Origin of the sequence: uncultured Veillonella sp. (genome assembly GCF_900545205.1) — a bacterium.
Classification (GTDB): Bacteria; Bacillota; Negativicutes; order Veillonellales; family Veillonellaceae; genus Veillonella.
The window spans coordinates 1-14,250 of sequence record NZ_UQYC01000053.1 but is presented as its reverse complement, the minus strand read 5'-3'; the positions used below and the strand labels follow the sequence as shown (position 1 = coordinate 14,250).

The 14,250-nt window shown below is 41.7% G+C and carries 12 protein-coding genes and 1 riboswitch; of the genes, 2 read left to right on the top strand and 10 right to left on the bottom strand.

Annotation, left to right across the window (positions count from 1 at the left end; translation table 11 throughout):
* Positions 1–278: 278 nt before the first annotated feature.
* Positions 279–689, top strand: a complete 411-nt coding sequence (locus QZR70_RS06535) for a hypothetical protein (protein ID WP_024064410.1) — start codon at positions 279–281, stop codon at positions 687–689.
* A 159-nt stretch (positions 690–848) separates the two neighbouring features.
* Here QZR70_RS06535 and QZR70_RS06530 read toward each other — a convergent pair whose 3' ends face one another.
* The 9 genes from QZR70_RS06530 to QZR70_RS06490 form a co-directional block, all read right to left on the bottom strand.
* On the bottom strand, positions 849–2,501 hold the full coding sequence (locus QZR70_RS06530; RefSeq protein ID WP_295793960.1) for a malolactic enzyme: 1,653 nt from the start codon (positions 2,499–2,501) through the stop codon (positions 849–851).
* A 103-nt stretch (positions 2,502–2,604) separates the two neighbouring features.
* Positions 2,605–3,450, bottom strand: a complete 846-nt coding sequence (locus QZR70_RS06525; RefSeq protein WP_295793958.1) for a hypothetical protein — start codon at positions 3,448–3,450, stop codon at positions 2,605–2,607.
* Between the two features lie 4 nt (positions 3,451–3,454).
* Positions 3,455–3,859, bottom strand: a complete 405-nt coding sequence (locus tag QZR70_RS06520) for a biopolymer transporter ExbD (protein ID WP_009352440.1) — start codon at positions 3,857–3,859, stop codon at positions 3,455–3,457.
* A complete protein-coding gene (locus tag QZR70_RS06515) occupies positions 3,856–4,461 on the bottom strand; it encodes a MotA/TolQ/ExbB proton channel family protein (protein WP_178885844.1) in 606 nt (201 codons plus the stop codon). Before QZR70_RS06515 ends, QZR70_RS06520 begins: the two co-directional genes overlap by 4 nt.
* 235 nt (positions 4,462–4,696) lie before the next feature.
* The gene (locus QZR70_RS06510) at positions 4,697–4,954 is read right to left on the bottom strand and encodes a hypothetical protein (protein ID WP_295209850.1); all 258 of its coding nucleotides are present in this window, start codon (positions 4,952–4,954) and stop codon (positions 4,697–4,699) included.
* Positions 4,955–5,002: 48 nt separating this feature from the next.
* Positions 5,003–5,893: a DUF3829 domain-containing protein gene (locus QZR70_RS06505; protein WP_060923732.1), complete on the bottom strand. Its 891-nt coding sequence runs from the start codon at positions 5,891–5,893 to the stop codon at positions 5,003–5,005.
* Between the two features lie 295 nt (positions 5,894–6,188).
* Positions 6,189–7,442 (bottom strand): methylmalonyl Co-A mutase-associated GTPase MeaB, encoded by a 1,254-nt coding sequence (meaB, locus tag QZR70_RS06500; protein ID WP_295793953.1) that lies wholly within the window; start codon positions 7,440–7,442, stop codon positions 6,189–6,191.
* On the bottom strand, positions 7,435–9,624 hold the full coding sequence (gene scpA / locus QZR70_RS06495) for a methylmalonyl-CoA mutase (protein ID WP_295230905.1): 2,190 nt from the start codon (positions 9,622–9,624) through the stop codon (positions 7,435–7,437). Before scpA ends, meaB begins: the two co-directional genes overlap by 8 nt.
* Before the next feature lie 4 nt (positions 9,625–9,628).
* Positions 9,629–11,791 carry a methylmalonyl-CoA mutase family protein gene (locus QZR70_RS06490; protein WP_295793949.1) on the bottom strand — a complete coding sequence of 721 codons (2,163 nt, stop codon included), beginning with the start codon at positions 11,789–11,791 and terminating at the stop codon, positions 9,629–9,631.
* Positions 11,792–12,084: 293 nt separating this feature from the next.
* Positions 12,085–12,261: riboswitch (cobalamin riboswitch) on the bottom strand.
* Between the two features lie 246 nt (positions 12,262–12,507).
* Between QZR70_RS06490 and rarD the strand changes: the two genes are divergently transcribed.
* The gene (gene rarD, locus QZR70_RS06485) at positions 12,508–13,398 is read left to right on the top strand and encodes an EamA family transporter RarD (RefSeq protein WP_295793946.1); all 891 of its coding nucleotides are present in this window, start codon (positions 12,508–12,510) and stop codon (positions 13,396–13,398) included.
* 211 nt (positions 13,399–13,609) lie between these two features.
* Here the strand turns inward: rarD and QZR70_RS06480 are convergent.
* Positions 13,610–14,250, bottom strand: a 641-nt coding sequence (locus QZR70_RS06480) for a DUF3829 domain-containing protein (RefSeq protein ID WP_295793944.1), incomplete at its 5' end; no start/stop codon positions are given.

Here is a 14,250-nt window from a genome sequence, read left to right as displayed (position 1 = left end):
ATATGGCCCATTTCTTCTCGTGTATAACGTGGTATCATGATGTCTCCTTTGCATGATAAAAGCTAGATTTCTTATAAAATAATTGTACCATATGTGAAAGCTCCATTCAATGAACGGACCTAAATTTTCCGAATGATAATTATATTAAATTTACTAATCGTTCGTATTTATTAAAGATAACTGTAATGTATTGAAGTCTTCTGATACGTATTACCTTATGATATACTAAAATTATCTAACATATACATAGACTTGTATATCATTATCGGGAGGCTTTCATGGCAAATTTAAATCGCAAAGAGCGTCGTGCACAGCGCAATGAATCGAATATTATAGGCATGCTATTACGCCTATTCTTTGGGCTCAGCTTTATCGGCTTGGCTGTAGTTCTATTTGGAGAGTTTGATCTCAATTATGTATTTTCTATCTTTACAGCAGATATTATCGTGTCCTTAATTTATGTGATACTCAACAAATCCCGCATCACTACATCCTTAGCTGTTAACACCAATGTACGCGTCATCATTGCATTCCTCATCATGCTAGTAACAATGTTCTTCTACGCTTTCGCTTTATGGCGCGTGGATCAATTTAGCGCACCTATGCAAATCACTTTATTTATCGGTGGCGCCATCGTATATCTTGCGGTATTCAACTCCACTAAGACAATGCTTACTAATCAAGACTAACAAATATTTAATACTACATAAATTACATACGTATAGGAACTCAAAATTATTCTATAAAACAAATAGCAAACATAACAAAAGAGGCATATCTTACATACATGCGTATGTGAGGTATGCCTCTTGTTATTATTTATCTATTTGTCGATGAACTGTTATTAATTATTTTTTGTATTCTGGTTTCCACAAGATAGCATCAATCGCAGCATCAACATCTTGTTCAGGCGCTAAGCCTTCTTTGATGGCACATTCGGCAACAGCTTTAGCAACTGTACGAGAGAATTGTGTTAATTTTTCTACCGGTGGTAACGTAGCTGCACCTGGTTTTGTAGTATCTACAATACCTTGTAAGGCATGAGCTGCTGCGGAAATCATAGCATCACTTAAACGGGTTGCATTGACAGCTAATACACCAAGACCTACGCCTGGATAAATGAGTGCATTGTTAGCTTGGCCAATATCGTATGTTACACCGTTAAGTTCGATAGGTGAGTATGGTACGCCTGTTGCGATGAGCGCCTTTCCATCTGTCCACGTTAACAGATCTTGTGCACTTGCTTCTGCTAACTTTGTCGGGTTAGATAATGGGAAAATAATCGGTCTTTCCACATGACTAGCCATTTCTTGGACAACCTCTTTTGTGAAAGTGCCTGGTGCTGTCGATGTACCAACGAGGATTCCTGGTTGTACAGCTTTAATAACAGCATGTAAATTAGTTAATTCATTAGCATTAGTGAATTCAGAACGTTTGCGAGCGAACGGTTTTTGCTCGATTGTTAAGTCTGTCATATCATCGAATAAGAGCCCTTGTTTATCTACGAGGTAGAAACGACTTCTAGCTTCCTCCTCGGATAGCCCTTGCGCTACCATTTCAGACATTACAAGGTTAGCGATACCTACACCTGCTGTGCCGGCGCCAAAGCACACATATTTCTTATCAGTTAATGTGTCCCCGCTAATTTTGAGTGCTCCTAAGATACCTGCAAGGGAAATGATACCAGTACCTTGGACATCATCATTGAAGGTAGCAATTTGAGGACGATATACATTTAAAATTTCAGTAGCATGGTCGCGACCAAAATCTTCCCAATGTAGGTATAATTTAGGGAATTTAGATTCTACGTGACGAACAAAAGTTTCTATAAATTTGTTGTATGCATCTCCTGTGATGCGGTTTTTACGAACTCCTAGATATAATGGATCATCAAGAAGCTCTTGTCTATTTGTACCTACATCAAGTACAACTGGTAGTACCCATTCAGGATTTACGCCTGCTGCGGCAGTATAGACCATTAATTTGCCTACGGAAATATCTACGCCGTTAGTACCCCAATCGCCAATCCCTAAGATTTCTTCTGCATCAGTAACTACAATTAAGCGAATATCACGACCATCTGCAGCTCGATCTAAAATAGTATCAAGTTGATCTATATTTTCTTCTGTAATATAGGCTGCATATTCTGGATCAATAAATTCGTGGCTAAAACGTTCTATACTTTCAGCAATGACAGGATCATAAACAATTGGCATCATTTCAACAACGTGGTCGCTAAACACTTTGAAGAATAGAGTTCGATTTGTAGAGAAAATGCGCATCAAGAATTCACGTTTTTGTAATAGAGAATCTTTGCGACTAAATAATTCGTAAGTTTGAGTTGCTTGCTGTTCTAACGTTTGTACAACTGGAGGCAATAAACCTTCAAGACCAAGGTTTTTACGTTCTTCCTTTGTAAAGGCGGTACCTTTATTTAGGAAGGGATTATTCAAAATTTCATAAGCTTTCATATAAACCTCCTGATAGGAACTACTTGGCACGACTTACTACTGTACCTACTTTAATCATACACTAACTGTCAAGAGAGTTTTATAAACATAAAAAGAGGCATATCTTACATACATTTGTATGAGATATGCCTCTTTATTGTCCTAGAATAACGGGAACCGCTAAGTAAACAGGTTCGCCCCGTCGGTTAACAATGGATCCACTACTTTTGATGATGCGCAGCGCTTCGTCTCGTACAGCTGGTGGTACATCATCCACAATCAGTGGCGTATGTTCGCCAACAATGACATTACCGTTAACATCAAAGTTAACTCGTACTACCACCTTGCCTGTTACAACAGATGCTCGCCCCTGTTCTTGCACAGTCCGCAAATAGTCATGAGGATTAATATCTGGTTTTTGTAAAAGCGCTTGTTGTCCTGGCGTCAATAAACTCAATGCTAAATCAGATAAGAAGGATAAGTCACTAGATTCAAGCAATCCATTTCCAGTTGCATTCGGATCCGATGTTATATCTTTACCGACAGGCGCTTTACTATTCTTGGAGGATTTTCCATCCTTAGAATCAGCCCCGTGCGTAACTACCGCTTGTTCACTACTGCTCGTTTCCGATTCAATAGCCTTTGGAACGGCCCATTCTCGGCGCATACTAGATGCTGCTGTACTTTCACTTAACTCTTTAGTACGTTCATCCTCTTGCTTGCGCTCATTCACCAAAGAATTCGCCTTAGGTGCCGCGCCTTCTGGAGTTACATTCTGTGGTTTTTCCATAGGATTTTCCGCTGGTTTCGGTGCAGTGTCAACAGCCTCAACCCCTGTATCGCTTTCACCATCATCAGGCAAATTAAAGCTAATTTCCGCCGCATCATGGGCTACACCAGTTCCTGCCATACCTCGTAAAGAAAGCCCCATCCCAGATACGAGTATCGTCGTAATGCCTAAGGACACGATGAACGGTTTCAAATAATGCGATTCAAACATAGAATCACTTCCGTTCCGTAGCAACGCTAATATATTTAGCGCCATTCACCTTGAGCATGTCCAATAGGGCGATAACCTCGCTATAGTAAACATCCTTAGATGCACGAATGACAAAAGCTTGTCGAGGTGCCTGTTTCACGATAGATTGTACCTCTTCAGCCAATCGGTCGGAAGAGATTTCCTGATTGTCGATATATAGCGTGTGCGTTGTGGTGAGCGTAATCGTAATAGGTTCAATAGATTTTGCCGTAGATGTGGATGCAGATGGCAAATTGAGCGGAATTTGTTGCTCTGTATTCATGTACAGCGTGCCAACCATGAAGAATACCAATAAGAAAAATACGATATCGATCATAGGGATAATCATGATGGTCGGTTCTTTTTTAACCCCTAATGTGCGCCGTCTCATATATCATGTTCCTCGTTGTACGCATCGAGGATGTTGCCGCACTCATGCTCTAATGTAGTAATAGAATCGTTTACCTTTGCTGCACAGTAACTGTGAAAGCCAAGAGCGATAATCGCTACAGTCAAGCCTGTAGCCGTTGCCACTAAGGCTTCAGATACACCGCCTGTAATGATGGTAGGCGCTCCAATATCGCCACCTACAACAGCAAAGGCGCGAATCATACCCAGCACTGTACCCAACAGCCCTAACAACGGTGCCATTGTTACAATCATGCTAAGCCAGCTAAGGCCGCGTTTTAAACGCTCATCGGCGTAAGATACTACGTCTTGCAAACGGTTTTCTAAACCATTATAGTTCTTTGCACTGCGCATAGCGCGAGCAAATAAAGCGCCAAGCTCCTCTGTGTCGCGTTCCAGAACACTTGGTAACATGACCCAAGATTGATTCTTCTCTAATACCTTATTAAAGCGGCGCAAGTCCTTTGTAAACTTACGATATAAAATGATACGCTCAATGCCAATCATCAATGCAAAGAGCAAAAAAATTACTAGCGGATACATAACAAATCCACCAGCCACAAATAAATGCGCTATGCTACTCATACTAACCTCCAAAAGCCTTCACCCTCTAGGCCCCAATAACCTTTATTATATCACGTTTTAAGGCATCTAAAAATATGTATGAGACAAAAAAAGGCTATACTAATCATGATACACATATTAGTATAGCCTTTAATTTTGCTTTAATTTTGCTTTTATTCTACTTCTATTTTACCTTTGCCGGACCTTATTCCGTCATGATTTAACCATAGCATAACCATTACATTCGTATAATTTATTAGTCTTTTTTAAGGAATTTTACAAGTATGCCACCGATTGTTAAGGACAAGCCAAAGCCACTACAGAACATGCCGATGGAATACATCCAAGCATACGTTTGATTGTTAGAAGAAATTGCTTTAGCTGCCTCTCGTGCATTAGTAGCATTTCTTGCAATTTCCAAATTCGTTGTAGCTGGATCTGGATTTAATAACAAGATAACTATACCTATAATTAAAACAACTACACCAACAGGTAACAACATTTTTTTACTCATTTTAAGACCCTCTCTAACATTATACGAAACGGTATATACCACTAGATATTATTTATCAAGTTTGTTCATATCCAAACGATTCATACTGCCAATGAAGCGATTATAGGATTCAACCATATCATTATAATGATCATTTGTTTGGTCACCTAAGAATGTACGAATTCTACCAATAGCTGTATTTAATGAATTCTTAGTACTGTTATATTCCGGACTAGTAATACTATTAGATACGTCCATGATGCCTTGTAACTCTTGGTTAGCTGCATTTACATCAATTTGTTTACCCTCTTCAAAGCCATCCAATAAAGCAGTTAAACGTAAATGAACTTCTTGAGCTGCCGCTGCATTTTTCTTGCCAGACTCTTTAAGTTCTTTCAACTGTTCTTGTTGGTTTTCCGTATTGTGTTTGTGAATTACTGCGTCTAGTTGATTATACGCTGCATAGAACTGATCATATAATTGAACGTATTTAGGTCCTAATTGTTGTTCCTTAGCATAATTATCTGCTTGATATGAATTAGTTTCGTAGTACGTATCCAATTCACTGGCTACTGGTACAATATCCTTTAATACAGCCAATACATTATCTAAAGGTTCTTTCATATCATCATATGGCACGCCAGCATCCTTAGCGGCTTGTAAGTTCTTTTGTAAAGAATCAAAATGTGGTGCCATAAAGCTTGTTAAATGTTGACCTTCTCTTAGTTTTTGAATGTCTGGGCCGATAGCATAGCCAAAGCGCACTGTATGACTGTTAAAATCGCCAACGGCTTTAATGTAGTTGTTAAACACTTTAACGTCATCTTGTGATTTCTTTTGAACACCTTGTTGTACGCTATTGGCAACCTTAGAAACACTACATCCTGTCAAGAATAATGGTGCTGTTAGAGTTGATGCGCACAATACTACTGTTAGCATTTTCTTTACTAGTGGTTTCATAATGACCCTCTCTTTTTAATCACATACAAGTAACAATCTATGATTAAATTATATATCATATATGATATTTATGAAAGTATCAACCGTGTTTTTTATGAAATTTGTTTCATGAATATGCTTTCACAGGCACATAAAAAGGCATAGTATACATCTTCATTGGGCTAAACCCAATAGTAATGTTTATACTATGCCTTTTCTGGATACATCTTATATGTCTAAATCAGTATGATAGCTAATCGGAGTGTCTTAATAGATAAGTTATGCCATCTTATCAAATAGGTATGTAGCTATCTACTCATTTAATAGACTTGTCAAAAACCCCAATTAATTCTTCAACGGCTTGAGATTCGCTCATTTCACCGTCTAAAACAGCTGCTTCGACTTCGCCCATACGACCTTGAATGACTACATTATTAAAGAATAGGTTGTGCAAGTGTTCGTCAATCATATCACGTACCCAACGGAGGGATTGTTCTTGACGGCGTTTTAAGAAGACGCCATTTTCTTTACCTTGTTCAGCAAATTCTTGGATTACATCCCACAATTCGTCGAGACCATCCTTCGTAACAGCTGAACAAGTATAGGCTTGTGTTTTCCATTTTTCCGTAGCTGGACGGATGTAATGTAACATCCGATCGTAATCGCTACGAGCGATGAAAGCACGCTTGAGGTTGTCCCCATCAGCCTTGTTAACCACAATAGCATCAGCCAGCTCCATAACGCCTTTTTTGATGCCTTGCAATTCATCGCCTGCACCAGTTAAGACGATGAGCATAAAGAAGTCTACCATGGAGCGCACAGTGACTTCGCTTTGCCCAACCCCTACGGTTTCGACGAGAATAATATCGTACCCAGCAGCCTCGCAAAGTAGCATGGTCTCTCTACTTTTACGAGCTACACCACCTAGTGTTCCACCTGCTGGCGACGGACGAATGTACGCGTCAGGATGTTTCGTCAATGTTTCCATCCGCGTTTTATCGCCCAAAATACTGCCCTTTGTGACTTGGCTCGTAGGGTCTACAGCAAGTACGGCTACCTTGTAACCTGCTTCAATGAGCATATTGCCAAAGGCTTCAATAAATGTACTTTTACCGGCCCCAGGCACACCAGTAATGCCGATGCGCAACGCCTTGCCCGTGCGAGGCAATATAGCTTGCAATACTTGTTGAGCTAATTTAAAGTGTTCCTTATTATTACTTTCTACTAACGTAATAGCCCGTGAAAGTATAACGCGGTCCCCCTGCTCGATACCGCGTACATAATCAGCGACAGTTAACTTCTTTCGCCGCTGTACGGGACGTACCGACGGAGCCAGATGAGCGGAGCTAGACAAGAGGCCGTCATGCATTTCCTTGACGCCTTTCATTACATGACACGCGAAGGTATCATCCTTTTTCGCATCTTCCGGCACCCAATCGGGACGATAGGTACTACCCTCGGCATTTGCATTTTTTACACCTAATTCAGGGGCCCTACCTTCACCAGTGGTGAAGGTAGCATTCTGAGTCGTATGCAATGCGTCCGGGGTAGGCCGTTTGTTATCAGTCATTAGACTCGTCTTGAACGTGACTAGTCAATGTTTCTAGCAATTTCTTAGCCGCTACAGGCAAGACTGTACCAGGGCCAAAGATAGCCACTGCGCCATGTTCGCGTAGGAACTCATAGTCCTGAGCAGGGATTACGCCACCGATGGCAACCAAAATATCTCCACGACCTCGCTTGTTGAGTTCTTCCACGAGTTGAGGTAACAATGTTTTGTGACCTGCTGCAAGAGAACTGAACCCGACGATGTGAACGTCATTATCCACCGCATCTTGCGCTGTTTCTTCTGGAGTTTGGAACAAAGGTCCAATATCCACATCAAAGCCCATATCCGCGAAGGATGTAGCGATAACTTTGGCACCGCGGTCATGACCGTCTTGGCCCATCTTCGCAATCATGATACGAGGGCGACGACCTTCGAGTTCTTCGAAGTCATCTGCCATTTGACGTACTTCTTTAATGACATCGTCATCTTCATATTCGCTGGAGTATACACCGGAAATAGAGCGAATAACCGCTTTATGACGACCGCAAACCTTTTCAACAGCAAAGGAAATTTCACCCAAGGATGCACGAGCACGAGCAGCTTCAAGGGCAAGAGCAAGCAAGTTGCCTTCCCCAGATTCTGTAGCATTGGTAATCGCTTCGAGACAGGATTGAACCTTATCTTCGTCACGGTTAGCACGCAATTGTTCGAGGCGACGAATTTGCGCTTCTCGTACAGCCGTATTATCTACGTCGAGGATATCCAATGGATCTTCTTTATCTAGACGATATTTATTGATACCAATAATCGCTTCACGGCCAGAATCGATACGAGCTTGGCGACGAGCTGCCGCTTCTTCGATACGCATCTTAGGAAGACCAGTATCAATCGCTTTCGCCATACCACCAAGGGATTCGATTTCTTGGATATGACCCCAAGCACGGCGAATCAATTCATCAGTCAATGCTTCTACATAGTAGGAACCGCCCCATGGGTCGATAACCTTACATACTTTAGTTTCGTCTTGAATGTAAAGCTGAGTATTACGAGCGATACGTGCAGAGAAGTCCGTAGGCAACGCAATGGCTTCATCAAGCGCATTCGTATGTAGAGATTGCGTATGGCCCAATGCAGCACCCATTGCTTCCATACATGTACGAGCTACGTTGTTGAATGGATCTTGTTCTGTTAAGGACCAACCAGATGTTTGACTATGTGTACGAAGAGCCATGGATTTAGGATTTTCAGAACCGAAGCTCTTAATAATCTTAGCCCACAACATACGTGCAGCACGCATTTTTGCTACTTCCATGAAGTAGTTTTTACCGATTGCCCAGAAGAAGGACAACCGTGGAGCGAATTTATCTACGTGAAGGCCTGCATTTACACCGGTACGGATGTATTCAAGACCATCGGCCAAGGTGTAACCTAATTCGATGTCTGCTGTAGCACCGGCTTCTTGCATATGGTAGCCAGAAATGGAGATACTATTGAACTTAGGCATGTACTGGGATGTGTACGCAAAGATATCACCGATGATGCGCATGGACGTAGCTGGAGGGTAAATATAGGTGTTACGTACCATGAATTCTTTCAAGATATCATTTTGGATCGTACCAGCCATAACCTTTTTATCAACGCCTTGTTCTTCACCAGCTAGGATGTAGAACGCCATGACAGGCAATACGGCGCCGTTCATTGTCATGGATACGGACATTTGGTCGAGAGGAATACCGGAGAATAAAATTTCCATATCGAGGATGGAGTCTACCGCAACGCCCGCTTTACCAACATCACCTACTACGCGAGGATGGTCGGAGTCGTAACCACGATGTGTGGCAAGGTCAAAGGCGATAGACAAACCTTTTTGGCCCGCTGCCAAGTTACGACGGTAGAATGCATTGGATTCTTCGGCTGTGGAGAAACCAGCGTACTGACGTACTGTCCAAGGACGAGTTACGTACATTGTGGAATAAGGTCCACGCAAGAATGGAGGTACACCAGCCATGTAATCAAGGTGTGTCATTCCTTCATAATCCATCTCTGTGTAGAGAGGTTTTAGTTGGATTTGCTCCATTGTCGTATTATATAAATCTTCAAAGCTTTTTCCTGTTTCTTTTTGAAGTTCAGCAAGCCATGCATCGCGAGATGTCGGCGACTGAGATCCCAAGCCAAGAGAGGAGAAGTCTGGATTTTTAAACATGAGCTCACATCCCTTTCTTATCTTGTAACGTATGTAAGATTTCGTAGCAATTTGCACGAACGGAAATGAAGTCGTCTACGCCAGCTTCACGGTATACAGGCTCAAGGTCCTTAGGAGGCGCCCCTGCCAAAATAACTGTTACATTCGGCATAGTTTCTTTCAACTCTTTAGCGAGTGGTGGTACTAATTCTGGATATGTATCATCTGTGGAACAGATAACGACAACATCGGCACCACTTTCACGAGCAGCCTTCGCCGCATCAGCCGTTGTTTCATGTCCATCATTTTTAATAACTTCAAAAGCACCTACTTCGAAGAAGCCTGTGGAGAAGTCCGCACGAGGTTTATGTTGAGGGATTGGGCCCATATTAGCCAAGAATACCTTCACATTGTCTTTCGTACGTTGTTTATACGCTTCCGTGCGCATGCGAAGGGCTTCGAATTGTTCAGTCCAGCGATGTGCTGTAATTGGTTCGATTGTTTCAGAAGCAATATCGCCGGCATCTAAAGCCTTACGGATTTGGCGGATTGTCAATTTTTGTAATGCCCCAAGTTCGATGAGGCCAATCAACGCACCTGGCTCTGTCGTACTTGCTTCTAGAGTAGCCTGTGCTTTCACAACCGCATCAGCCTCTGCACCTGCCAAGTACTCATCGATTTGAGCAGCTCGTTTTTGACGCAATGTTTCTTGATTTTCTGGTTTTGGATCAAGCAATTCTTCCGTCATATTCGCATACATGTTGTTACCAACAGCTACGTCCTTACGGAATGCAAGGTTCTTGAAACGTTCATCGAGGATGGCTTTCACTTGAGCTTGAGGATAGCCTTCTTTCAACGCTGCAATAATGCCGCCTTTAGCTTCGATGGTTTGGAACTCAGCCCAGATTTTTTCACAGAGTTCAGCAGCCAATGTTTCCACATACCAGGAACCGCCTACAGGGTCCACAGGTTGGCGCAACTCGAATTCAGTTTGCAACATAACTTGGATGTTACGGGCAATACGGCGAGAGAAATCATCCGCTTTGCGAATTGGTTGGTCAAATGGAGATACTTCAAGGCTGTTCAAACCGCCTACAACGCCAGAGAATGCTTGTGTCGTATTGCGCAACAAGTTTACATATGGGTCGTATACAGTTTTTGTGAAAGCAGATGTTCTGCCGTGTACATGAACAGCACGGTCCGCTTCTTCGGCACCGAAAGCTTCCATAATGCGAGCCCAAAGTACGCGCAAGGCACGTAATTTAGCAATTTCCATAAAGAAGTTAGCACCTAAGGAGAATGTGAACATCATGCTCTTCGCAATGGTGTGAATATCGATGTTGCGTTGTGCTAATTGACGCACGTAGCATACAGCCGTTGCCAATGCATAAGCAACCTCTTGCACATCGTTAGCGCCGCCATTAGCGTAAACATCGCCGGATACAAGCACTGTTTTAAGCTCTGGAGCTTGCTCTTTAGCCCATACAACAGTATGTGCCATTTCATCAAAGGCTGTATCTAAGGAAATGTGCAAAGCACCGTCTTTCGCCAAAACACCGATAGGGTCGGCACCAACGAGACCTTTCAAGTCAGACGTTTGTTTTTTAGCGCCTTTCACTGTAGCCGCTAACATGCCAAGCAAGATGGCTGCAGAAGCACCAGTTTCAATGTACAAAGGATTTTCCTTCAAATTGAAGCGGTCAATCAATTGTTTGCAGTCATCCATGGTGGATACAGATGTACCACCAACGCCAACAGATGCGCCTACTTGCACGTCTTGATCATGACGTGTTGCTTCATCTAGGCGGATGTTGTGAATGGTGCCACCTTTTACAATCTCGTATAAACTTGCATGATTAGCATCTTTAGGCAAAGAGTCATCTACATATTGGGATACACCCCAAGAGTCTTTAATATAACCACTTGCCTTAGTGCCACGTAGGAACTCACCTGCCCCAGGGTATACGCCCTTAGGAATTGCTTCTGCATGCAATGCAGGTGTGTAAATCGGCTGCAACGTAATACCTTCATAGGTTTTCGTGAACATCTTCTTATGGAAGTCGCCACCCTTTAACGCCTTTTCAACCTCTGCCTGCCATTGTTCATACGTAGGTTTCTCAAATTCATCAAAGGATACAGGAGCTAATAGATCGCGTTCAGCATCCTTTGAAGTCTTTTTGTCAGACATATATGTGCCTCCTTTTCAACTCGAAACCATACCGAGAAACAGCGCACCGTACCTACAAATGTTATGCTTATACACCACCAAAGCTTTCCTATCTATGGATCACATCAACCTCAAATCTGTGTCCATCAGTTTACTAACAATAAAGCCTGATGTATATGCTCAACAGTCACTTTCAAGGGCAATAAAAAAACGTGCCACCCAAAAGTGACACGTAAGGTTCCTTGTTGAAAAGTATGCCAAAAAACACTGAAACCAGCATACCTCAATCCCCTTCCTATCGCTCGTAGGTACATAACGGTGATTATCAAATAGGCAGTTCTCCTGGCTTGGGCTCATCACCTCGCTTTCGCCTTCCCAGATTTCTCCAGTGACATATATGAAAGCAGGCTCGTCCTTACAGTGGCGGGACCGCATCGGCTTGTACCGATTTCTCTATTAAGTCTTGCGACACCTATTCTCTATATTCGTTGTTCTAAGTCCAATATAGTGTAAGATTATGCACAAAGTCAATGAACATAACAGTTAATCATAAGTAACAAATTTCAAGTTATAACTAATGCATATTTAAAATGACAAAAACTCATCACTTTCAAATATACGTATTCATTGTCTGCAAATCGAGTTATAAATCGAGTACAAATCATCATAAAATCTAAGCCCACGCACAAACACACCCACAATGCGTGATATAATGAATACAATCACAAGGAGGCATTATGGAGCACACAAGTAAAAAAGGTCTAATGACAGCCCTTAGTTGCTATATCATCTGGGGCTTACTCCCTCTCTATTGGGCATTATTAAACCATGTTACACCATATAATATACTGGCGCAGCGCATTATCTGGTCAGGCATCTGCATGGCCATCGTCGTATTTGGTCTACATTTTAAACAGTTCAAAAAGGACTTTCAATTACTAAAAGAACAGCGTTCACAACTATTGCTACTGTTGGTAGCATCAGTTATCATCAGCGTAAATTGGTTTACCTATATTTGGGCCATCGCCAACAATCAAGTTATGGACACGAGCCTTGGCTATTACATCAACCCACTCTTCAATGTGGTGTTAGGTGTCATCCTATTTAAAGAGGTTCTATCTGTACCAAAAAAGCTAAGCGTCCTCATCGCTACCATCGGCATCGCCTTGCTCACCTATCAAGTGGGATCCTTGCCGTTAGTGTCGATGATCCTCGCCGTTTCCTTTGGCCTCTATGGGGTCGTAAAAAAGAAACTGCTCATCTCGCCCTTTACGAGCATCGCCTTTGAGGCTTGGCTATTAACACCACTAGCCTTACTATATACGACCATGGTCGATAATACAGTGTGGTCCTATTTCAGCACAGACTGGTATACGTCCATGCTACTCATAGCCTGCGGTCTAACAACATCGGTTCCATTGGTGCTATTCTCCTATGGCGCCCAACTATTGCCGCTCAACCTACTAGGATTCCTGCAATATGTCTCCCCTACCATTGCCTTGTTGCTATCTATTTTCTACTTTGGTGAAAGCTTTGGCACACCACAGATGATTGCCTTTGGTTGTATCTGGATAGCCTTAGTGTTGTTTTCATTATCAAATCAAATTACAACCATTAGAAAAATGTAGTTAAGTACAAGAGAGCGTTTGCTATCTGCATGCAATCTCACAAGAGATTTTAGCAACTATATCTAGCCTATAAATACATAAAAGCTGTATCAAATGATATCCTCATTCGATACAGCTTTTTATATATAATACTTACACTAAGTTACGCTTATATGATGCTCATACTTATATTAACTCATATATAACGTATCCGTCTTAAACCGTATTAACTCTATTGATCCAATTCATTCATATTGGTGGTATTCATATTTGAAATATAACGGTTATAGGCCTCAACCATATGTTTATAATCGTTATCTTGTTTGGATCCCATATAAGTACGAATGGCACCAATCGTAGAGTTTACAGAAGTCTTAACAGGGTCATACTTAGGATTAGAAATACCATTCGCTAAATCACCAATAGCTTGTAGCTCTTGATTGATAGCATTTACATCTGGTTCTTTTTCACTATCTAGCTTTTCTAGGACTGCAGTAAGTCGCAAAGAAACCTCTTGTGCAGCGGCTGCATTTTTCTTACCTGCATCGCGCAATTGTTGTAACCGTTGTTGCAATCGGTCCGTGTTAATCTTATGCATCAAATTATCAAAGTCAGCATAAATAGGAATAAATTGTTCGTATAACTGAACATATTTAGGACCTAATTGTTGCTCCTTAGCATAGTTATCTGTAGTATACCCTTTAGATTTATAGTATGCATCAAGTTCTTCCGCAACCGGTGTAATTTCGTTCAATTTTGAAAGTAGCTTATCTAAAGGCTCCTTCATTTCATCATAAGGAACCCCCGCTTGCTTAGCCTCTTCTAATTCTTTTTGTAGCTGTTTAAAGTTCGGTGCATTAAATACAGTTAAAT